Source organism: Ruegeria sp. AH3 (genome assembly GCF_056536265.1).
In genome coordinates, this window is the sequence record NZ_JBQFJL010000001.1 from 349,365 (window position 1) to 370,113 (window position 20,749).

The window sequence follows — 20,749 nt, forward strand, 5'->3', positions numbered from 1 at the left end:
GTTATGCCGAAATCTGTGACTTTCAGGCCGCGTCGAAGGCTGAGAAACAAAAGGCATTTTGCGAGTATAGCGCAATCGAAAGAATGGGATTTGACAAGTGAAGTCGCGCGAATCCTGATATAATAAGTTATATTTATCAAAATGTTATGAGTGCATCGTGGGCGAATTTATGGACCTGTCATGTGGCCCGATTTCTGTTTTTTTGTGAATTGATCTTCATTAAGCACATCCGATCCAGAGGGGCAGATATCGTGTGGTCTTTCCTGAATTGACCCGGGCGTATTGCAGGTCAATCGGATTTGACCGATGAGGACCCGTGCCAGCTTTTGCAGCAAGCTCATTCACTCAAATTACGGAACACGACATGAAACATGTTCTCTTCGCTTCTGCGGCGCTGTTTGCGACCGCAAACGTCGCCGTGGCTGACGTAAAGTTCAGTGGTTTTGCCCGCTTTGGTATCGGCTATCAGGAAGATCGCTCAGCTGATGAAAATGTTGACGACACCATTTTGGTTTCGCGCTTCCGCCTGAATCTCGACGGGGATGCGGAAACCGATACAGGCATCAAATTCTCGGCACGAGTTCGTCTTCAGGCGGACGAAAGCAGCAGCACTGGTGAGGCTAATCAGGCCGGGCTGAACGGCGCGCGGTTCTCTGTCATCTATGGCGGCCTACGAATTGATGCTGGCAACGTTGCAGGCTCCTTTGACAACTCGGACCTCTATTTCGGGAATGAGCCGGGTCTGGAAGAATTTTTGGGTCAGTATTCGGGGGTCGATTATGAGTTCCTTGAATATTCATCGACCGGAGCAGGTTCGAACGCCGTATTCTTCCAGTACCATATTGATGGTTTTTCCTTCACCGGGTCCTATGATTCCGATAGCGAAGAAGGTGCAGATCGTTGGGATGTCAGCGCTATTTACGCCATAGACAACATTTCAGCCACGCTGATCTACGGTAAGACCGATGGTGTAAACGGAGAGAGCAGCCAGAATCTTGTCGTTCTGGCTTTGGGTGCCGATTTTGGCGATTTCAGCGGCACCCTGCTTGTCGGTCGTGACGGTGATACGCCTGACAATGATTTTGGTGAAGAAACTGATGGTACGACCTATGGTCTGTCACTGGCCTATAACATTGGCGCAGCGACCACATTGACTGCGGCATATGGTGATGGTTCTGCCGAAGGCGATACGCAGCAGTATGGCGTTGGTATTATTCACGATCTGGGCGGTGGTGCCTCGCTGCGCGGCGCTGTTGGGCGCGAAAAAGTTGGCCGTGAAGGTGACGGCCAGGTGCTTGCCGATTTTGGTGTTCGCTTCAATTTCTGAGCCGTTTCGAAACCAAAGAGGGGGTTGCCCATAGGGCAGCCCCTTTTTTTGCCCTAGTAGTCGCGCTCGAAAAAGATACCCAGTCCGGTCTCGCCACGCCCGTCTACTGTGCCCCGAACCGTGAAGCTGTCGGTGACATCCAGATTCAGATTCACTTCGGTATCGCCCTCAGTGTTGACGGTGAAATCGGTATAAAGGTTATCGCTGAGATAGGCACCGGCGCCCAGACGGCCTGCGCCGCCTTCGGTCGCGCCAATATCGATCGTATCTACCCCGGTTGCATCGCGCACGCCTTTGGTGGCATCCCCGCCCGCGCCGCTGAGTTGTGCCAGCGAGGCCGCCATCTGCGCAATCACGAACGGCGAAAGCTCTGAGAAACGGTTGCCGAACAGCAGCATCGCCAATGCCTCTTCAGTGGGGCGTTCAGGGTCCGAGAATACATCGATTTCCGGTGCATCCAACGGACCTTCAATCTCGATGGTCGCGGTGCCATCGGATGTGCTGGTTGAGGATTCGAATTCGATATAGGGCGTCAGGTCACCCTGCAGCGTGACCACACCCTTGGTTAATGCCAGACGGCGGCCCAATATGTCGATGTTGCCCCGGATCAGTTCGATCTGACCGGAGGGAACGACCGCTGTCGTCGTGCCGCCGATCTGAATGCGTCCGCCCAGTTCCGCGTTAACGCCACGGCCCCGCACAAAGACCGCCTTCGGGGCGAGCAGAGCGATATCCAGCGCGATGCGAGAGTTGCTCTTTTCAGCGTCCTCGCGTTCTACCAGATTGGCGCGCTCTCGGGTAACGAAGCTAGCCTGGCTTTCGTTGAGATGTTCGATTGATGGGATCGGGGCGGCACCAACCGCGCCGGACGCTGCGGCAAGGTTGATGTTTGTCTCGCCGAAATTGATCTGTCCGGCGACCGAGCTGTTGCCCGCCAATGCCCCTGTCATCGCAATCTGGCCGTTCAGCGTAGTTTCGAACAGCAACTTGTCAGTTAGAACCAGATTGTTGATTGCCGTGGTGATCTGTGCGTTGAACGGTGGCGTCAGATCGACCGGGCCTCTGACTGTAAAGCCGCCTCCGGCGCGCACGCCGCCTTGCAGGTCGATTGTGGCACGGCTCTGCCCGAGCGTGACTGCGCCGCTGATACCGGTGATTGTCTGACCGACTTCCGGCAGCGCCATTGATGTGCCCGAGGTTGAGATCGTTCCACTGAGCGCGCCAAGCGATGGCGCTCCGTTCAGGGCGAGGTCGAATTGCGCAGTGCCCTGCAAACTGTTCGGGGTGATAAAGGTATTGGCGATGCCAATATTGACGCCGCCCCGCATTTTCAGATCGGCGGTACCGCTGGTTTCATCAAACGTGCCGGTGACCGTGCTGTTGATCTGTGCCGGACCTTCTGCCCTGGCATCGATAACCCATTTGCCCGCATCGCGTTGGGCCTTGCCCGTCGCAGAGATGGTGCCGGGGAAATCCGGTGCAAACCGTTCAATCCGATTGAGTCGGGCATCAAAATCCAGATCGGCCGAGCCATTGGTATCGAAATCTCCCGACAGGCTGGCATATGAACTCTCTGGCCCCAAAAGCCGCGCGGTCCCTTCCAGCCCAGACGCCGTGGGGGCAACATTACCTTCTAACCGCAACGGACCCGACAGGGTGGGCGAGAGACGGGCCATATCGTCCAGCGCTGCTGAAAAGGTCAAGCCGCCAGCCGAGCGATCCAGTTGACCCGAGGCGTTTGCGGTCAGCGCTGTGCCATTCAGGCGGAAGGTGCGAATGTTCAGCCCTTGATCGTCATTCACGGCATCCACGTTGAGCGTGGTCCGACCCTGAACAAGGTTGTCAACCACATCCATCCCGGTGCCGATGTCATCGGCCGTTACGTTGCCTTTCACGTCGAAGGTCCTGGATCCTTGAGCACCCTTTCCCGAGAGGTCGGCATTGACCGATCCAGCCAATTCACGCCCCGCGAGGCCGGAAAACAGTGACAGATCAGGCACATCTACCTTGGCTGAGCCATCTACAGCGAAGTCTCCCGTGGGGTCGTCAATCGTTGCTGAGACCTGCGCTGTCAGAGCTTTGCCGTTCACTGTGGCATCGCGAATGACGATCTGGTCCCCCGAACGCGCACCATCGAAGCTGATCGTGATGCGGCCCGTTAGCAAGGGATCGATATCGCTCATCCCGGTCTGGATATCGGTGCCGATCACGCTGGCCTGGCCGTCAAACTCAAGCGTCTGAACGGTACCTTTGCCGTCCAGCCGTGCCTGAACAGTTCCGGCCAATTCGCGTTTGGCCAGACCAGAGAAGACCGAAAGATCAGGCGCATTTACGCTAGCCTGACCGTCGATAGTGACATTGCCATCAGGTGTTGTGACAGTGCCGCTAGCCTGAGCGGTCAGTGCGTCGCCGTCGATGCTGAACGCTCGGATGGTGACGCCATCGGACCCACGTTTGGCATCCAGTGTGATCTCGGTCTCGCCCGTGATCACCGGATCGATATCATCACGACCTGTCGACAGGTCACGTCCGTTGACGACCACCGTGCCGTCAAAGCTGCGTTCGAGCGGTGAACCCTTGCCCTGCACCCGAACCGAAGCCTCGCCACCCAGCTGAAGCTGTGCCAGATCGGAAAACCGTGACAGATCGGTGGCCTTTAGCGTTGCAGCGCCGTCGACCTGCAATCCCGTTGCAAGCCCACTGATCAACGCATCCGCGCCGAGCGTATAGTCGCTGCCTACCAGCTCGAACTCGGAAAGCTGCAGGGACTGATCGCTGCCGTAGTCAAATTGTCCGTCCAGTGTGACCTGATCCCCAACGGCTTTGTTGAGCGCCGGATCGGCGAGGTCGATACCGTTCAGGGCCGCCTGTAGATCGCCCTCGATCGACAGCCCGTCGGTCTGATCCAGCGTGCCTTGGCCAGAGATCCGAGCATCGTCCAGTTTCAGATTAGGCGTTGTGACCGCGTTCGTGGTCAGGCTCAAATCCCAGAGGTTGCCGTTCTCGGCGTTAAACAGGGCCGAGATCTGTGCCGCTCCGATTGAGGTGTCGCCACCACTGATCGGCAGCACGACACTGTCTCCTTCCGGCGGCGTTATCCGGCCTTGCAACGCGGCCAGTTCCAGTGTGCCTCCTGCCCCAAGGCTGAGCTGGCTTTTCAATTCCAGTGCCTGCGACGTGATTTCGATATCCGAGATATCCAGCGCGCCGTCCGGATGTGTCCGCCCATCCACGAACAGCTTGGTATCGGTGCCAAAGAATGTGTCCATCTCTTCGGCCAGAAACGGGGTCAGATCGCCGCCCAGATCGGCAGTGAAGGCGATGCCGTCCGCCGCCGTGCCGCCCTCGACAGCGCTACGCAGCCGAACCTGTCCGGTGACCCGCAACTGCTGATCGCTGCTGAGACCGATATCAGCGGTGAAGTCACTGACAGGGCCTGACCCTTTCGCGGTCAACTCGATTGGCGGCGTGTCGGGAACTCCTAGCGCGGTGGCAATCAACCCGCCCGATGCCTCGGCAACGGTCAGGTCAAGGTCTATCTGGCGGCTTGAGTTGTCGAACCCGGCAGTCAGATCGATAGTGTCACCTGCTCGGTCCAGCCGGTCGATGTCGAGCGTGGTATCCAGCGCACCATCGGCCAGCGAAAGGTTCCCATTGACCTGCAATTCGGCGGCAACACCGATCAGGGGTTCACCCAGCGACAGATCATCGATACGAAGCTCTCCGATCTCTATCGAGACGGGCAGTTCGGGCAATTGGAACGGCTGTGTTTCGGCAGAGGGAGGGGGCGCATCCTTGGTTGTCGTTCCGGGCGCGCGCGCGATGTCAATCTCTTGCGCTGTCAGCGCATTGACTGAAAAACGGCCCCGCAGCAGCCCCAGCCGGTTCCAGTCCAACTCGGCATTTTTGATGGTCAGCCAGACGCCTTGATCATCGGCAACTGTGATCTCCTGGATGGTCGCGCGCGAACTCAGCGCGCCTTGCAACCCGATCACGCGGACATTCTGATCGTCGCCGGACAGGGTATCCTGTAGGAAGCGTTCGATCATGCTGCCACCTTCGTCCTGCGCGGCCACAGGGACAGGTGCGGTGAAGGCCACCGAGCAGAGCAGCAGGGGATATGTCACGCGACGCATCAAAAGGCCTGTCCGATCCCAAGGTAGAATTGCAGCCCGCTGCCGGTATCGCCCTGAACCGGTACTGCAAGGTCAAAACGCAGGGGGCCAAAACCACCCAGATCATAGCGGATGCCAATCCCCGCGCCAGAGTGTTCCTGTGACCCGTTACCCACGAAGGATGAGGTGTCGACAACGCCATAGTCATAAAATCCGACCAGAGAGATGGCGTCGGTCACGCGTCCCCGTACTTCGGCAGACAGACCCAGAAAGGATCTGCCGCCTGCGACTTCGTCGCCGATGGGGATGCCGAGGCTTTCAAACGGCTGCCCGCGTACGGTGCCCGCACCACCCGAGAAGAACAGGAAGTCCGGGGTCACGCCATCGGCAGGCGGCCCCAGGACCGAGCCCAGCTGGACACGTCCCGCCAGCACCAATCGCCCACCTGTGCCCAGATCATTATAGGCGCGCCCGTCAAAGAACATTCGCAGGCCTGAGTCCGAGCCCGAAAAGCCGACAAATGGCATGATCTGCGAATCCAGATAATAGCCGCGCGTGGCGCTGACCTTGCTGTCGCGTTCATCCCATTCCGATCGGAACGGAATGATGAAATACCTGAACTTTCGCCCATCCCCATAGGCGTCATCCGCATCCGACCACTGGAAGCCAGCTGATGCTTCGGCATAGAGCCGGTCCGAGAACGTGCGTCGCGCACCATAGGCAAGCGAAGCGACCGAGACGTTGTAATTCTCAGTATTGCGACGCTCCAGCAGTGCGCTCCAGAAGGTATTGTCGTCGGGGCCCAGCCGGTCGGGCTGATCCAGACGCAGGCCAATACGTCCGTCGATATCCTCGGCCCCGCCGATATTGCGGATGGCGGCCTCGAACCGCAGACGCTCGGCCCGGCGAAACACGTTGCGATGGGTCCATGTGGCTGTCACATCGACCCCATCGCGCGAGGCAATCTCAGCCCCGAATGTCAACCGGCGCGGCGGCAGGTCTTCGAATGTGGCATCGAAATCCAGGGTGCCATCGGGGTTTGGTGTCTCGCGTTCCTGTATCGACACAGTGCTGAACGTGCCTGTGCGGCGCAGCCGGGTCCCCACCTTTTGTACCTGTTGTGGAGAATACACCTCACCCGATGGGAAACCGGCGATATCTCTGATCGATTTGTGCCGGACTCGCGTATCGCCCTGAATGATCATCTTGCCGAATGTCAGACGCCGCCCCGGATTCAGATCAATTGTTGCATCCAGCCGGGCCTGCGCATGACGGGCAATCACTTTCTGATCTGCAACTTCTGCTTTGGCATGGCCTGCATCTCGCCAGCCTTGAACCCCGGCCGAGGCCGCCTGCTGAATAGCGCCGGTCGTTGCCAGTTTGCCGGTCGAAAAATCCTCGGGCAGAACCGTTTCGGGGGCCAGAGGTTGCACGACCGCTGTGCCGAACTTGAATTTCGGTCCAGATTGAACGGATATCGTGGCGCGGCCAAATTGCGCCGGCACGTTCAGCGAGTTGATCTTGGTTGCTTCTTGCCCGTCCAGTTTGATGCTGACCACGGGACTGAAATATCCTTCGTCATACATGATCTGCACGATGGTGCGATAATCCGATAGTGCCGCCGATAGAATCTCAAGCGAGGTATCCAGATCTCGTGAGTCTGCGTTGAAGACCGAAGACGTCTCCTCCAGTCGTTCAACAAGAGCTTTTGATGCGCCCGGTGCGGACAGCGTTGTTTCCAGCGCAGAAGCAAGGGTGGGGGACAGGGCTACAAGCGTACCAAAAAACCAGCTTTTCAGAGCGCTGCGCGGTCTGCTCCCTGTCATTCTATGGCTCCAACTGCCCCAAGTCGAAATCACTACGGCCGCGAAATACATTACCGCGGCTTGTTGAGTTCTTGTTAGAGCATCTGAAGGCGCGCAGGGGAAGCACTAAACGCCAGAACCACAGGATTAATGGCTTATAGATCGGCGTTGCGGAACCAGCGAATGATCGCTTCGCGGTCCTCGGGTTCCATATAGGTCACATTGGCCGGAGGCATGGCATGGGTCACGCCCGATTGCAGATAGATCTGCTGTGCATTTCTGGCAATGTCCGCCTCGGTTTCCAGCAGAACGCCTTTCGGGGCCCATAGGATGCCTTCCCAAACCGGTTCGCGCGCGTGGCACATCGAGCAGCGGCCCAGCACAACGTCATGCGCCTCTTCAAACCCGTCCGCAGCAGCAAATTTCTGTTCATAGGGTGTGAGCGTTGCGGCCTCGGCCTCTTCCAGAGTTTGGTGCATCGTCGCGGTCGACAGCCACATGATGGCGATGAACAGCAGCGCGGTGACTGCCCAGGTCCAAGTGGGATTCCCGGCGCGGGCGTGGCGGGTGTTGAAGTAATGCCGGATGGTGACCCCCATCAGGAAAACCAGCGCAGCGATGATCCAGTTATATTCCGTCGCAAAGGCCAGCGGATAATGGTTCGACAGCATCAGGAACACGACTGGCAGGGTCAGATAGTTGTTATGGGTCGAACGCAGTTTGGCGATCTTACCGTATTTCGGATCCGGCGTGCGGCCGTTCTTGAGATCATCCACCACGATGCGCTGGTTTGGCATGATGATGAAGAACACGTTGGCGGTCATGATCGTCGCAGTGAACGCGCCCAGATGCAGCATCATCGCGCGGCCGGTGAAAATCTGGTTATACCCCCAGCCCATGGCAACCAGCAGGACGAACAGCAGAACCATCAGCAGCGTCGGTCGCTCACCCAGCCCGGATTTGCAAAGGAAATCGTAGACCAGCCAACCAATTGTCAGTGACGCAGCCGAGATCAGAATACCTTGCCACAACGCCAGATCGGCCTTTTGGGCGTCGATCAGATAGAGCTCTCCACCCACCCAATAGACGATCATCAACAGCGCCGCACCGCTGAGCCAGGTCGCATAGCTTTCCCATTTGAACCACGTCAGATGCTCTGGCATCCGTTCCGGGGCCACCAGGTACTTCTGGATGTGATAGAAGCCACCGCCATGTACCTGCCATTCTTCGCCATCCGCCGGGCTGGGGATGTTGCGGTTCAGGCCAAGGTCCAGCGCAATGAAGTAAAAGGACGATCCGATCCAGGCGATGGCGGTGATGACATGCAGCCAGCGCACACCAAAACCCATCCAATCCCAGAAAACGGCTAAGTCGTACATCGATTAGGTCTCCGATAAGTTACCGCCACACTAGGCAAACGGGCTTTTCTTCGGTATTCCCGTATATTGTCAAACTGTATCAAAAAAAACGATAAGATGTCCTATCTCGACAATATTCGCACCTTCGTCAGAGTTTACGATCTGGGTAGCATGTCTGCCGCCGGGCGTGACCTGCGGATTTCGCCAGCTGTGACTTCGGCGCGAATTTCTCAGTTGGAAGATCATCTCGGGGTGCGCCTGTTTCAACGCACCACGCGCAACCTGTCTCCGACCGAGCAGGGCAAGGCTTTTTACCCCGGTGCCGTGGCGGTGCTGGATGCGGTGGACGAGGCCGAGGCGCAGGTTACCCATCTGACCGAAGCGCCACGCGGTTCGCTGTTCGTTGCCGCGCCTTTGGGTGTAGGGCGACGGTTGTTGGCACCCTATGTGCCTGATTTTCTGTCGGAATACCCGGAGATCGATGTCCGCTTGCGATTGACGGACCGATCGGTTGATCTGACGACCGAGGGGCTGGATCTGGCTTTTTTCATTGGTCAGCCCGAGGATAGCACCTTGCGCATTCGTAAGATCGCCGATTGCCAGCGCGTGCTCTGCGCGGCCCCCGAATATGTTGCACGACGAGGCATGCCAGCGACCGGTGCCGATTTGATCGCAGATAAGCATGAATGCCTGAATCTTCGCTTTCCCGGCGCGACAGAATTTCAGTGGATGCTGGAAACGCCTGACGGTCCGAAGCGGTTTGCAGTGTCCGGGCGTTTTGAATGCGATGACGGAGACGTCCTGACTGATTGGGCGCTGTCTGGACAGGGCATCGCCATGAAACCAGTGTTTGAAGTATCAGACCACCTGAAAGCGGGTAGTCTGGTGCCAGTGGCTGCCGAGACGCCGCCAGTCTCAGTTCAGATGGCGTGCCTTTATACCCATCGGCGCCATCAAGACCCCAAGGCCCGCCTTTTTATGGACTTCATGATCGAGCGGATCGGCAAGGTGGTCCGTACTGCGGAATATTCATCCTAGGAATGCTCCCGCCCCTGTTTGTGCCGTTCCGGCACCGCACAGCGTTGGGCCGGGCGCCGCGGCAAAGCCGCGGCGCAGTTGCGCTCTGAATGCGCGCGTGTACGTGCGGATACGTGCGAAGCCGCAGCGCGCCAGCATGGCGCGCTGCCTCGCCCAACGGGAAGCGACCCCGCAAGGGGGCGTCCGACGGGCGGGAGTGTTTGGGATTAGCTGCCGCGATAGGTGGAGTAGCCGTAAGGCGATAACAGCAGCGGCACATGGTAATGTGCGTCGGGGTCGGACATACCGAAGCGGATTGGCACCTGATCCAGAAACAGCGGATCATCGCCATCCTGACTGGTTGCACGCAAGTAGTCCCCGGCAAAGAAGATTAACTCGTAGGTGCCGGTTTCGAACACATCCTGTGGCAGGATCGGGCTGTTGGTGCGTCCGTCCTCGTTCGTTTCTGTCTCGGCGAGTTTGTGGTGCTCTTCGCCGGAAATCCGATAGAGCGTAATGCGCAGTCCCTCAGCCGGACAGCCGCGCGCCGTATCAAGAACATGGGTCGTCAGATAGCCTGCCACTCGCCTTCTCCTATGATTTGTCTTTCGGTTTGCCACAGTCTGGCGCAAAGTTCCAAACAGTGGAAATGCCGAAAGAACCGGAAACAGCGTTCGGATTGATTTGATAATCCCGCCAGACTTTCTGGGCTATGGCTGTTGGGAACAGAAAATGAAACTGGAAGAGACCATGCAGCCGCCTCGTTACCCAAGGGACATGATCGGACACGGAGCCACCCCGCCGGATGCCAAATGGCCGGGCGGCGCAAAGTTGGCGGTGCAGATTGTGCTGAATTATGAAGAAGGCGGCGAGAATTGTGTGCTGCACGGCGATGCCGCGTCCGAGGCCTTTCTGTCCGAGATTGTCGGTGCCGCGCAATGGCCGGGGCAGCGGCACTGGAATATGGAATCGATCTATGAATACGGCGCACGCGCCGGGTTCTGGCGGTTGCATCGGTTGTTGCAGGACCTACCGATTACCGTTTATGGCGTCGCGACAGCTCTGGCGCGCTCGCCCGATCAGGTCGCCGCAATGAAATCCGCCGGGTGGGAGATCGCCAGCCACGGGCTGAAATGGGTCGATCATAAAGATATGCCCGAAGACGACGAGCGGGCACAGATCGCTGAGGCCATCCGTCTGCACACCGAAGTGGTCGGAGAACGGCCGCGCGGTTGGTACACCGGGCGCTGTTCCGACAATACGGTCCGTCTGGTGGCGGAAGAAGGCGGCTTCGCCTATGTGGCAGACACTTATGCCGATGATTTGCCGTACTGGATGCAGACAGGTGGGCGTGATCAATTGATTGTGCCCTACACGCTGGATTGCAACGACATGCGCTTTGCCACGCCGCAAGGGTTCAACGCGGGCGAACAGTTCTACTCCTATCTCAAGGACAGCTTTGATGCGCTTTATGAAGAGGGTGAGGCCGGTGCGCCGAAGATGCTCTCGATTGGTTTGCACTGCCGCCTGATCGGACGCCCCGGACGGGTCATGGCGCTGAAACGTTTTCTGGATTATGCGCGCGGTTTCTCGGATGTCTGGTTCGCCACGCGGCTGCAAATTGCTGAACACTGGGCCGAGACGCATCCACCCGCGCAGCACCCCAAACCATCGCAGATGGATCGCGCCGCGTTTGTAGCCGCTTATGGGGGTATCTTTGAGCATTCGGCATGGATTGCCGAACGGGCCTATGATCTGGAATTGGGACCAGCACATGATACGGCTGGCGGGCTGCACAATGCGTTGGTGCGGATGTTTCGCTCAGCCTCTGAGGAGGAACGCCTGGGCGTGCTAACCGCCCATCCGGATCTTGCAGGCAAGCTGGCGCAGGCCAAGCGGCTGACACAGGAAAGCACATCCGAGCAGGCCTCGGCAGGGCTGGATGCGTTGACGGATGCCGAGCGTGCGCGCTTTACCGAACTGAACCAGCGCTACACCGAAAGGTTTGGGTTTCCGTTCATCATTGCGGTGCGGGATCATGACAAGGCTTCGATCCTGCAGGCTTTTGAACGGCGGATTGATCAGGATCGGGACACGGAGTTTGCCGAAGCCTGCCGTCAGGTCGAACGTATCGCCGAATTCCGCCTGCAAGACCTGTTGCCCTCATGACGCGCATCGTGGTTGAGCCGATCTCGGTTGAGGAATTTGCACCCTTTGGGGACCTCATTGAAGTCGCGGGGGAGCCGGACAAGATCATCAATCAAGGGCAGTGCGGGCGGTATCATGACCGGGCATCGTTGGAGTTTGCCGAGGGGCGCGCGGGCCTCAGTTTGTTCAATGCCAATCCGCGCGCTCTGCCCTATCGGCTTGAGATGGTCGAACGGCATCCAGAAGGCAGCCAGGCATTTGTCCCAATGACACATCAACCGTTTCTGGTGATTGTCGCCCCGGATGCGGGCGGACGACCGGGGCGTCCTCGGGCCTTTGTCACGCAACCGGGGCAGGCGGTGAACTATCATCGTGGTATCTGGCATGGTGTGCTGACGCCGCTGCATGGTCCGGGCCTGTTTGCGGTGGTGGACCGGATCGGTGAAGGCGACAATCTGGAAGAGTTCTGGTTCGAGACACCTTACGATGTGGCCCAAGGCTGAGCCGGGATGCTCCCGCCCGGTCGGGGTGCATCGAAGATGCCCCAAGACCGGTTGGGCCAAGCAGCGCGCGGGCAAGCCCACCCGCTGCGGTCAGGCGCTGATCATCAGGCGGGCCACATCCAGCATCCGCGCCGAGAACCCCCATTCATTGTCGTACCATCCGAACACGCGGATCTGATGGTCTCCGATCTGACGGGTCTCGGGGCCTGCGAGGATCAGGGATTCGGCGCGCGCGCGTAGGTCGGATGAAACGAGGGGATGATCTGTCCAGCCAAGAACAGCGGTCGCAGCAACCGCGTCTCGCAGCGCGTCGTCGAACTGCTTGGCGGTCATGCCGCGTTCGAGCGTTGCCACGAGGTCAACGGCCGAGACGCTGGCAGTGGGAACCCGAACCGCCGCACCCGAGATGCGACCGGCCAGATGGGGCAGGACCACATCGATCAGATGTGTGGCACTGGAGGTCGTCGGGACCATCGACAGCGCGCCTGCGCGGGATCGCGCAAGGTCGCCGCGCGGGGCATCGACCATGGGCTGGCTGTTGGTATAGCAGTGGATCGTGGTCATATGGGCCGAGACCAGCCCGCCCAGCGTATCAAGCAGTTTGACCAGCGGTGCGAGGCCGTTTGTGGTGCACGAGGCATTGGACACGATTCGCGCGTTACCAAGCTGATCCTCGTTCGCACCCAGAACCACCGTCACTTCGGCGGCGGGAGAGGGGCCGGAAATCAGGACTTTGCCAGCACCCGCGCTCAGCCCTCGACTGGCGACATCAGAGGTCCGTGCGATGCCGGTGCAATCCAGCATGACGTCTACGCCGGACAGATCTACGCGCGCCAGATCGGTGCTATGCGACATGGGAATGGCGCGCCCATCGACGATCAGCGTGGCGTCCTGATGTGTGACGGAGCCGGGGTAGGGTCCGAAGGTGCTGTCGTATTGAAACAGATAAGCGCAGGTCTCGATCGGCGCGATGTCGTTGATCAACACCAGCTCAATATCCGAATACTGCGGCAGGCTGAGGACCTGACGCAGAAGCGTGCGGCCAATGCGGCCGAATCCATTGATCGCTATTCTCATGGCCAAGCTATGGCAGGCCGATTATGCGACCTCAATGATTGGATTGTACCAATTTTCAGCTGCAGCTGACCTGCGAGAAGAACTGGCCAGAGATGTTCTGATACATGCTGGAAACAATAACCTTACAGCCCGTTGCCTGCTGAATGGCGGCAATCGCCTGGATCGTGCGCAAACGTGGCGGAGGGCCGAACGGGTTCAGATTGTTGTTGTCGCGCGTTGCGCGATAGACCACCGGCGCGTCCGCGACCTGCGTAACCGCCCAGGTGCGGCTCATGACGAAGACGGACTTGGTTTCTTCCTTGGCCGCGACCGGAGCCGCGTTAAATGCCGTAAGCCCAAGGGTGGCCGCCAATGCAATCATCGTTCCGCGCAGTAACATCGAACTATCTCCAGTGCTGAAAACTCATGTGATTTCATCAGATTCCAGCGATTCTGGGAACCCCTGTACGGCAATTTGACCATGAGGCGGTCAATCGCGGATCAGCGGGCAGGCATCGAAAGCGGCATGTGGCGGTTTACGTCCTTATAGAGCAGATAGCGGAACCGGCCCGGACCACCGGCGTAACAGGCTTGCGGGCAGAAGGCGCGCAGCCACATGTAATCGCCTGCCTCAACCTCAACCCAATCCTGATTCAACCGATACACGGCCTTGCCTTCAAGCACATAAAGCCCGTGTTCCATCACGTGGGTTTCGGCAAAGGGAATCACGCCGCCGGGCTCAAAGGTGACGATGTTGACATGCATGTCGTGGCGCAGGTCTTCGGGGTCGGCAAAGCGGGTGGTGGCCCAACGCCCCTCGGTTCCGGGCATCGGTGTAGGTGCGATGTCGCGCTCGTTGGTGATGATCGGGTCAGGGGCGGGCAGGCCGGGCACTGCCTGATAGGCTTTGCGTACCCAATGGAAGCGGGCAACCGTCTCGGACAGGTTGCGCAGCGTCCAATCGCTGCCGGGCGGGATATAAGCGTAGCCGCCGGTATCCAGTTCATGCGTTGATCCGCCGAGCGTCAGTGTCACGCGCCCTTCAACCACAAAGATCACCCCTTGTGCGTTCGGATCGGTTTCGGGCTGATCGCTGCCGCCATTGGGCTGAACTTCCATGATGTATTGCGAGAAGGTCTCGGCAAACCCGCTGAGCGGGCGGGACAGGACCCAAAGGCGCGTTCCTTCCCAAAATGGCAGAAAGCTGGTGACGATGTCGCGCATAGTGCCTTTGGGGATCACCGCATAAGCATCAGTAAACATGGCGCGATCGGTCAGAAGTTGCTCTTGCCCTGGATGCCCGCCGGTGGGCGCGTAATACTGTGGATGTGTCATCGAAAGCCTCTGCTGCGTCTTGCGTCACTATCTGCTGAATGCCGCACGCATCCTAGCGGCTGCCTTGCGATAGGTTTGTTCGGGATAATTTGAAGGTGGCAGGCTGGGGCTTGGCCGCGATCGCTTGGCGGTATATCCTTGAGAGCAAATGTATTTCAGCTCAGAGAGACGCTCATGAAAGCCCGAATTTCTGTTGTATTGGCTGCCGCATTGGCCTTCGCCGCAGGCGGAGCCGTGCAGGCCAAATCAATTTCACGGATCATCGCCGAAATGGGGTTGAGCCCCGCCGATTTCGAAGTGGTGAGCGCCACATCGAACGGGTTGCTGAACGCGGGCACGCCTTCAGTCGGAGCAGAGAGGGCTTGGGTCAACGAAGACACAGGTTCAAACGGGACGGTTCGCATTCAAAGCGTACAAGGCAACTGCGTGGTTCTGCAGCATGTTGTCCAACCCGAGGGCACTGGCAATACGCGCGACATCAGAACCCGTCGGTGCAAGAGCGCAGATGGCAACTGGTTGCTGGCGCCGTAAGCTTCAGTAACCCAACTGCCGGTCGACCTCGTGCAGAAGTGCCGTGCCGGATTGCAGCCTGCGGAAATTCTCGGCCACATCCGACAGCGCATCGCCCAGATGCCAACCCGAGACGTGAGGTGTAATCGTCACGCCCGGATGCTGCCAGAGAGGGCTTTCCGCGGGCAGCGGCTCTTGTCGTGTGACATCTAGAACCGCGTGGGCGGGCGTGCCCTGATCTAAGGCGCTGATCAACGCTGCCTCGTCAATCAGATCTCCGCGACCCGCGTTCAACAGGTGACTGCCGGGCTTCATAGTGGCCAGCATACGCGCGTCGAACAGATTCACCGTTGCGGGCGTCGACGGCAGAATGGCGCAGACATGATCGCATTGGCCTAGCAGTTCAGGCAGGGCGTCATCGCCATGCAGGCATTTGACACCTTCGAACTGTTTGGGTGAGCGGCTCCACCCCATCACCTGAAACCCCACGGCGCGCAGCATATCGGCGGTTCGTCCGCCGATATGTCCCAGCCCCAAAACGCCGACCACGGTATCTGGCGTAAAGATCGGAGCTTGCGGAGCCCATTCAGCGCGCGCTTGCGCGCCTTCGTATTGCGCCATATGGCGCTGGGCACGCAGAATATAGGCCAGAAACCACTCGGCGATACCCTGTGCCGGAGCGTCGGGCTTCAGGCGCGTCACGCGGACATGATCGGGCAGGCTGGGATGGCCGACGATTGTCTCAACTCCCGCCCCGAGCTTTTGCACCAGTTTCAGATTGGACAGCCGTTGGGGGAGGTCCGCTTTCAAGACCGAGACTGCGATCATCGTGATCTCATCTACGTTCCCCACGGTTTCGGGGGTGCGCACATCTGTCTCCGGATCGTGCTTCTGGATTTCGCGCGCGATTTCTTCGTTGCTCAGCCAGCCCGAAAGGCCTGTATCCACCAACAACGCCATTTGCGCCGCTCCTTCATTCATTTTGTCCAAGTGACGTGCCGTCACTCAACTGGACAGCGCCCCAGCAGCTAAGCCATCCTCTTGGCAAAGGTAAAGGCCGGCGCGCCACCGGACGGAGGATTTTTCATGACCATGACATTCGGACTGCGCGAGGAAAACCGCGCCCTGCTGCAGCGTGTTGCCGACATGATCCGTGATGAGGTCATGCCGCTGGAGGGAGAATACCAAGCCGAGATCAACAAAGGTGATCGCTGGCAATATACCGAGCGCCAGTCTGAGATACTCGAAGGGCTCAAGGCTAAGGCCAAGGCGGCGGGCCTGTGGAACTTCTGGTTGACCGACAGCGACAAGGGTTTTGGCCTCAGCACGGTTGAATACGCTTATTTTGCCGAGGAGATGGGCAAGACTCCATTAGGCGCGGAAGTGTTCAACTGCTCGGCCCCAGACACCGGGAACATGGAGGTTTTTGAACGCTACGGGTCCGACGCGATGAAAGAGCAGTGGCTGAAGCCGTTGCTCGACGGGCAGATTCGGTCTGCCTATCTGATGACCGAGCCTGATGTGGCCTCATCAGATGCCACCAATATCTCGATGTCCTGCGTACGGGACGGGGAGGACTACGTTCTAAATGGCGAGAAATGGTGGTCTTCTGGCGCAGGTGATCCACGCTGCAAGGTCTATATCGTGATGGTCAAAACGGGCGGAGACGATCTGCCCAAGCATCAGCGCCAGTCGATGATCGTGGTTCCAGCGGATGCTCCGGGGATCGAGGTGCTGCGCCCGATGGAGGTTTATGGTCACGACGACGCCCCCCACGGGCATATGCACATACGGTTCACGAATGTCCGGGTGCCGGCTGAAAACATACTGCTGGGTGAGGGGCGCGGATTCGAGATCGCCCAAGGCCGGTTGGGGCCGGGCCGTATTCATCATTGCATGCGCGCCATCGGTCAGGCTGAGGCGGCGCTGGAACAGATGTGCAAGCGCGCGCTGCAGCGCGAGGCGTTCGGAAAGAAGCTGGCGCAATTGGGCGCAAACTACGACATCATTGCCGAATGCCGGATGGAGATCGAGATGGCGCGTCTGCTCTGTCTGAAGGCGGCGTGGTACATGGATCAGGGTGATGCGCGTGCAGCGGCCCCATGGATCAGTCAGATCAAGGTTGTGGCACCTAAAGTGGCGTTGAAGGTGATCGACGAGGCCGTGCAGATGTTCGGCGCACAGGGGATCAGTCAGGATACACCGTTGGCGAATGCCTGGACTCATGTGCGTACCCTGCGTCTAGCGGATGGGCCAGACGCAGTGCATCGCCGTCAGGTCGCGCGCGCAGAATTGAAGAAATACACGCAAGAGAAAGTCTGAGGCGACAGAACCACGATGGCATTGGATGTGTTGGGGCAAGCGTATTTCCATCAGAATGCGCAGGGTGTGTTTGTCGGCAATGATCCCGCGCGCGGGCCGTGGTCTGCGGATCACTGCCACGCGGGGCCTGTCAGTGGTCTGATCGTGCGGGCGGCAGAAACCGAAGTGGGCCCTGACAAGATGCTGACCCGGCTGACAGTCGATCTGCTGCGTCCGCTGCCTTTGGCGGGCCTGAGGGTTGCCGCCGAGACCACGCGCCATACCAAGACGCTGGCGACCACGCGGGTTACGGTACATGACCTTGATGACACGCTTTGCGCCACGGCCACCACGATGCACATGATACGCAAAGACCTTGGGTCAGTGCCCGATGTCGACCTACCCGCGCCGCGGGTCGAGGAAATGGTCGACGGGCCGTTCCCAATTGGTGAAATGCGGCATGATCTGCCGGGCTTCGCCCATCACTCCCAAATCGGCTATCCCGCAGGCGGCAATCAGGGGGCGGGTCCCAAAACGGTCTGGATGCGCACGCCCCCATTGCTGGACGGAGAAGAGCCGTCGCCTATTCAGGCCCTTTGTCCGCTGGCTGATTGCGGCAATGGTATCTCGTGGAATGCGCCCACGACCGAGATGGGGTTCATGAACACGGATCTGACAGTGCAAATTCACCGAGAGCCGGTTTCGGATTGGCTGGCCTCCGAGTCGATCTCGCATTGGCAATCCTCTGGCATTGGCATGTCGCAGTCGGTGCTGTTTGACACGCAGGGACCAGTTGGGACGGCGCTGCAGACATTGGTTCTGTTCCCGCCAGGCTAAGGCGGCGGGTTTCTGCACGATTTCGCGCAATCGGATTGCCGATGCCTGTCGTCTGGCCTATCTTTTTGCCATGCGTTGGCTTGCCCTCTCTCTGACCTGCTGCCTGCCGATTCCGGCCTTGGCCCACCCGCATGTCTTCATCGACACGGGGTTGGAATTCATTGTGGACGACGCAGGCAATCTGACCCATGTGCGCGTAACTTGGGCCTATGATGAGTTCTACTCGCTACTGGTTCTCGAGGAATACCGTTTGGATCAGGATGCGGATGGCGTCCTGACCGAAGCAGAAGAACAGCAGTTGTCGGGTTTCGATGCGCAATGGGTCGATGGGTACAATGGCGATCTGGTCATTCGTATAGGTGAGACAAACGTCCCGCTTTCTGGTCCGTTGGAGCCTCAGGCCACGACCGAGGATGCGCGCATCGTCACCACCCATCTGCGCGCGGTCGAAGGTGGGCCGGTTCCGGCAAACGCCTTGTCGATCAAAGCCTTCGATGAGAGCTTTTATACCGCGTATGAAATGACCCGTCCCGTCACGGTCTCGGGCCCTACGACTTGCGAGGTCGAGCGAACCGACCCGGATATAGATGCAGAGCTGGCGCAGATGCAGGCATTCTTGCTGACGCTCGATACAAATTACGATCTTGAGGAAAATGATATCCCGTTTGTTGGCGAAAAACTCGCAACCGAGATCCGGCTTTCATGTCCAAATACCTGATCGTTCCCGTCGCCATCGCTTGCGGGGCGCTTCTGTGGTTCTGGGGCAGCGGCGGCTTTGACCATCTCGCCGCCTGGGCCGCCGGAGAGCAGCGGGAATTCCAGAACCAGATCGCCCGCGCCCTGCGCGCGGCGCGTGCCGAACAGCCCGAGGCTGTCGCGACGCTGCTGACTGTCTGTTTTGCTTATGGGTTCTTCCATGCCATCGGGCCGGGCCACGGCAAGGTCCTGATCGGAGGCTATGGGCTGGGTCGTCGCGTGGCGTTCTGGCGACTGTCTGCCATTAGCGTCCTGTCGAGCCTTGGGCAGGCGGTTACCGCCGTTGTGCTGGTCTATGCAGGGGTTCTGGTATTCCAGATGTCGCGCGAGTCGCTGGTCGGCACCACCGAACAGGTTATGGCCCCGATCAGCTATGGCGCGATTGCTGTGATTGGCTTGTGGCTGGTCTTTCGCGCGCTTCGCAGTTTCGCGCGGCGTCACAAAAACCGAGCATCGCATATGCATGACCACGATCACCATGCGCATGATCTTGACCATCATCATCACGACCATGAGGTCTGTTCGGATTGTGGTCACCGCCATGGTCCGACCGCCGAAGAGGTCGCTCAGGTCGGCAGCCTGCGCGAGGCGCTGGTTCTGATCGCAGGCATCGCCGCACGCCCCTGCACAGGCGCGTTGTTTGTGCTCATCCTGACATGGCAAATGGGTATCGCGATGGTTGGTATTGCAGGCGCATTCGCCATGGCGCTGGGCACCGCAACTGTCACGACTCTGGTCGGGTGGACGTCCTTTGGGTTGCGCGGTGGATTGTTGGCTTCAGCCTCGTCCACGCGCTTTGCGTCGGTGCTGGCCCCGACCATCGAACTGGTGGCAGGTCTTATCATCGCCGTGATTGCAAGCGGGCTGTTGATGCGCGCTTTGTGATCTTAGTCGAAAACCGGCCCAGGATACCCGACCCGCGCCAGATAGAGCCCCTGCGGCGGGCAAACCGGGCCACAAGCCGCACGATCAACGGCCTCCAGAGCATCGCGCACATCCTTCGGCGTCCATGCTCCGGCCCCCACACGCTCTAACGTGCCAACAAAGCTGCGCACCTGATTGTGCAGAAACGACCGGGCGCGGACGTGGAAATGGATTTCGGGGCCCGAGAAGCCTTCAACCTGCTCTACGCGCAGCTCATCCAATGTTTTGACCGGGCTGGCGGCCTGACAGATGGAGGATCGGAAGGTAGTGAAGTCATGTCGTCCGATCAGCATATCCGCCCCGGCCTGCATCGCCGCGACATCGAGCGAATGATTGATCTGCCAGACTTGCCCCCGATCATGGGTCGCGGGCGCACGGCGCATCAGGATGCGGAACAGATACTGCCGCTCGAGCGCTGAAAAGCGCGCGTGCCAGTCGTCATCGACCCGCGCAGCTTTGATAATGGCGACAGGCTGCGGCTTGAGGTGATAGTTCAACGCTTCGGACAGGCGGAACGGGTCCCAGTCCTTGACCAGATCGCAATGGGCCACTTGCCCCAACGCGTGAACGCCCGCGTCAGTACGACCGGCGGCGGCGATGGTGTGGTCTCCGGGTTCGATCCGTGACAAAGCCTGTTCGATTGCCCCCTGAGCTGAGGGCAGTTCTTTCTGCCGTTGCCATCCGGCGAACGGTTCCCCCTGGTATTCGACTTTTAACGCATATCTGGGCATGGGGCGCTGGTATCGCGCCTTGGGCG

At 59.1% G+C, this 20,749-nt stretch carries 18 protein-coding genes; 9 read left to right on the forward strand and 9 right to left on the reverse strand.

Annotated features, from left to right (window positions below; all coding sequences use genetic code 11):
• The first annotated feature begins 364 nt into the window (after window positions 1-364).
• Window positions 365-1,327, forward strand: a complete 963-nt coding sequence (locus tag ACR3EM_RS01705) for a porin (RefSeq protein ID WP_480469091.1) — start codon at window positions 365-367, stop codon at window positions 1,325-1,327.
• Between the two features lie 53 nt (window positions 1,328-1,380).
• On the opposite strand, the gene ACR3EM_RS01710 is transcribed toward ACR3EM_RS01705, so the two are convergent.
• The 3 genes from ACR3EM_RS01710 to ACR3EM_RS01720 form a co-directional block, all read right to left on the reverse strand.
• The gene (locus tag ACR3EM_RS01710) at window positions 1,381-5,463 is read right to left on the reverse strand and encodes a translocation/assembly module TamB domain-containing protein (RefSeq protein ID WP_480469092.1); all 4,083 of its coding nucleotides are present in this window, start codon (window positions 5,461-5,463) and stop codon (window positions 1,381-1,383) included.
• Window positions 5,463-7,268: an autotransporter assembly complex protein TamA gene (locus ACR3EM_RS01715; protein ID WP_480469093.1), complete on the reverse strand. Its 1,806-nt coding sequence runs from the start codon at window positions 7,266-7,268 to the stop codon at window positions 5,463-5,465. Before ACR3EM_RS01715 ends, ACR3EM_RS01710 begins: the two co-directional genes overlap by 1 nt.
• A 134-nt stretch (window positions 7,269-7,402) precedes the next feature.
• Window positions 7,403-8,626 (reverse strand): urate hydroxylase PuuD, encoded by a 1,224-nt coding sequence (locus ACR3EM_RS01720; protein ID WP_480469094.1) that lies wholly within the window; start codon window positions 8,624-8,626, stop codon window positions 7,403-7,405.
• Between the two features lie 96 nt (window positions 8,627-8,722).
• On the opposite strand from ACR3EM_RS01720, the gene ACR3EM_RS01725 reads away from it, so the two are divergent.
• On the forward strand, window positions 8,723-9,643 hold the full coding sequence (locus tag ACR3EM_RS01725; protein ID WP_480469095.1) for a LysR family transcriptional regulator: 921 nt from the start codon (window positions 8,723-8,725) through the stop codon (window positions 9,641-9,643).
• Window positions 9,644-9,849: 206 nt separating this feature from the next.
• Here ACR3EM_RS01725 and uraH read toward each other — a convergent pair whose 3' ends face one another.
• Window positions 9,850-10,206, reverse strand: a complete 357-nt coding sequence (uraH, locus tag ACR3EM_RS01730; protein ID WP_480469096.1) for a hydroxyisourate hydrolase — start codon at window positions 10,204-10,206, stop codon at window positions 9,850-9,852.
• A 166-nt stretch (window positions 10,207-10,372) separates the two neighbouring features.
• On the opposite strand from uraH, the gene puuE reads away from it, so the two are divergent.
• Together puuE and ACR3EM_RS01740 are read left to right on the forward strand one after the other, a co-directional pair.
• Window positions 10,373-11,791 carry an allantoinase PuuE gene (gene puuE / locus ACR3EM_RS01735; protein ID WP_480471879.1) on the forward strand — a complete coding sequence of 473 codons (1,419 nt, stop codon included), beginning with the start codon at window positions 10,373-10,375 and terminating at the stop codon, window positions 11,789-11,791.
• Window positions 11,788-12,273 (forward strand): ureidoglycolate lyase, encoded by a 486-nt coding sequence (locus ACR3EM_RS01740; protein ID WP_480469097.1) that lies wholly within the window; start codon window positions 11,788-11,790, stop codon window positions 12,271-12,273. Before puuE ends, ACR3EM_RS01740 begins: the two co-directional genes overlap by 4 nt.
• 90 nt (window positions 12,274-12,363) lie before the next feature.
• On the opposite strand, the gene ACR3EM_RS01745 is transcribed toward ACR3EM_RS01740, so the two are convergent.
• The 3 genes from ACR3EM_RS01745 to ACR3EM_RS01755 all read right to left on the reverse strand — a co-directional run bounded on the left by ACR3EM_RS01745 (window position 12,364) and on the right by ACR3EM_RS01755 (window position 14,664).
• A complete protein-coding gene (locus ACR3EM_RS01745; RefSeq protein ID WP_480469098.1) occupies window positions 12,364-13,350 on the reverse strand; it encodes a type I glyceraldehyde-3-phosphate dehydrogenase in 987 nt (328 codons plus the stop codon).
• Window positions 13,351-13,405: 55 nt separating this feature from the next.
• On the reverse strand, window positions 13,406-13,729 hold the full coding sequence (locus ACR3EM_RS01750; RefSeq protein ID WP_480469099.1) for a hypothetical protein: 324 nt from the start codon (window positions 13,727-13,729) through the stop codon (window positions 13,406-13,408).
• A 101-nt stretch (window positions 13,730-13,830) separates the two neighbouring features.
• A complete protein-coding gene (locus ACR3EM_RS01755) occupies window positions 13,831-14,664 on the reverse strand; it encodes a bifunctional allantoicase/(S)-ureidoglycine aminohydrolase (protein WP_480469100.1) in 834 nt (277 codons plus the stop codon).
• Between the two features lie 174 nt (window positions 14,665-14,838).
• On the opposite strand from ACR3EM_RS01755, the gene ACR3EM_RS01760 reads away from it, so the two are divergent.
• Window positions 14,839-15,195, forward strand: a complete 357-nt coding sequence (locus ACR3EM_RS01760; RefSeq protein ID WP_480469101.1) for a hypothetical protein — start codon at window positions 14,839-14,841, stop codon at window positions 15,193-15,195.
• 3 nt (window positions 15,196-15,198) lie between these two features.
• Here the strand turns inward: ACR3EM_RS01760 and ACR3EM_RS01765 are convergent, their stop codons facing one another.
• On the reverse strand, window positions 15,199-16,134 hold the full coding sequence (locus ACR3EM_RS01765) for a 2-hydroxyacid dehydrogenase (RefSeq protein WP_480469102.1): 936 nt from the start codon (window positions 16,132-16,134) through the stop codon (window positions 15,199-15,201).
• 126 nt (window positions 16,135-16,260) lie between these two features.
• On the opposite strand from ACR3EM_RS01765, the gene ACR3EM_RS01770 reads away from it, so the two are divergent.
• From ACR3EM_RS01770 to ACR3EM_RS01785, 4 genes are all read left to right on the forward strand, one after another.
• Entirely contained in the window at window positions 16,261-17,496 is a 1,236-nt protein-coding gene (locus tag ACR3EM_RS01770) for an acyl-CoA dehydrogenase family protein (RefSeq protein WP_480469103.1), read from the forward strand.
• A 15-nt stretch (window positions 17,497-17,511) separates the two neighbouring features.
• Window positions 17,512-18,312 carry a thioesterase family protein gene (locus tag ACR3EM_RS01775; protein ID WP_480469104.1) on the forward strand — a complete coding sequence of 267 codons (801 nt, stop codon included), beginning with the start codon at window positions 17,512-17,514 and terminating at the stop codon, window positions 18,310-18,312.
• 70 nt (window positions 18,313-18,382) lie between these two features.
• Window positions 18,383-19,030, forward strand: a complete 648-nt coding sequence (locus ACR3EM_RS01780; RefSeq protein WP_480469105.1) for a DUF1007 family protein — start codon at window positions 18,383-18,385, stop codon at window positions 19,028-19,030.
• Window positions 19,015-19,953, forward strand: a complete 939-nt coding sequence (locus ACR3EM_RS01785; RefSeq protein ID WP_480469106.1) for a nickel/cobalt transporter — start codon at window positions 19,015-19,017, stop codon at window positions 19,951-19,953. The genes ACR3EM_RS01780 and ACR3EM_RS01785 overlap by 16 nt, the downstream gene beginning before the upstream one ends.
• A gap of 2 nt (window positions 19,954-19,955) precedes the next feature.
• Here the strand turns inward: ACR3EM_RS01785 and truA are convergent, their stop codons facing one another.
• Entirely contained in the window at window positions 19,956-20,723 is a 768-nt protein-coding gene (gene truA, locus ACR3EM_RS01790) for a tRNA pseudouridine(38-40) synthase TruA (protein ID WP_480469107.1), read from the reverse strand.
• Between the last annotated feature and the right edge of the window lie 26 nt (window positions 20,724-20,749).

Excerpts from the sequence above, each read along its gene's own strand:
- ACR3EM_RS01705 (WP_480469091.1), top strand. The coding sequence starts at position 365 with ATGAAACATGTTCTCTTCGCTTCTGCGGCGCTGTTTGCGACCGCAAAC.
- ACR3EM_RS01710 (WP_480469092.1), bottom strand. The coding sequence starts at position 5,463 with ATGCGTCGCGTGACATATCCCCTGCTGCTCTGCTCGGTGGCCTTCACC.
- ACR3EM_RS01715 (WP_480469093.1), bottom strand. The coding sequence starts at position 7,268 with ATGACAGGGAGCAGACCGCGCAGCGCTCTGAAAAGCTGGTTTTTTGGT.
- ACR3EM_RS01720 (WP_480469094.1), bottom strand. The coding sequence starts at position 8,626 with ATGTACGACTTAGCCGTTTTCTGGGATTGGATGGGTTTTGGTGTGCGC.
- ACR3EM_RS01725 (WP_480469095.1), top strand. The coding sequence starts at position 8,723 with ATGTCCTATCTCGACAATATTCGCACCTTCGTCAGAGTTTACGATCTG.
- puuE (WP_480471879.1), top strand. The coding sequence starts at position 10,373 with ATGCAGCCGCCTCGTTACCCAAGGGACATGATCGGACACGGAGCCACC.
- ACR3EM_RS01740 (WP_480469097.1), top strand. The coding sequence starts at position 11,788 with ATGACGCGCATCGTGGTTGAGCCGATCTCGGTTGAGGAATTTGCACCC.
- ACR3EM_RS01745 (WP_480469098.1), bottom strand. The coding sequence starts at position 13,350 with ATGAGAATAGCGATCAATGGATTCGGCCGCATTGGCCGCACGCTTCTG.
- ACR3EM_RS01750 (WP_480469099.1), bottom strand. The coding sequence starts at position 13,729 with ATGTTACTGCGCGGAACGATGATTGCATTGGCGGCCACCCTTGGGCTT.
- ACR3EM_RS01755 (WP_480469100.1), bottom strand. The coding sequence starts at position 14,664 with ATGACACATCCACAGTATTACGCGCCCACCGGCGGGCATCCAGGGCAA.
- ACR3EM_RS01760 (WP_480469101.1), top strand. The coding sequence starts at position 14,839 with ATGAAAGCCCGAATTTCTGTTGTATTGGCTGCCGCATTGGCCTTCGCC.
- ACR3EM_RS01765 (WP_480469102.1), bottom strand. The coding sequence starts at position 16,134 with ATGGCGTTGTTGGTGGATACAGGCCTTTCGGGCTGGCTGAGCAACGAA.
- ACR3EM_RS01770 (WP_480469103.1), top strand. The coding sequence starts at position 16,261 with ATGACCATGACATTCGGACTGCGCGAGGAAAACCGCGCCCTGCTGCAG.
- ACR3EM_RS01775 (WP_480469104.1), top strand. The coding sequence starts at position 17,512 with ATGGCATTGGATGTGTTGGGGCAAGCGTATTTCCATCAGAATGCGCAG.
- ACR3EM_RS01780 (WP_480469105.1), top strand. The coding sequence starts at position 18,383 with ATGCGTTGGCTTGCCCTCTCTCTGACCTGCTGCCTGCCGATTCCGGCC.
- ACR3EM_RS01785 (WP_480469106.1), top strand. The coding sequence starts at position 19,015 with ATGTCCAAATACCTGATCGTTCCCGTCGCCATCGCTTGCGGGGCGCTT.
- truA (WP_480469107.1), bottom strand. The coding sequence starts at position 20,723 with ATGCCCAGATATGCGTTAAAAGTCGAATACCAGGGGGAACCGTTCGCC.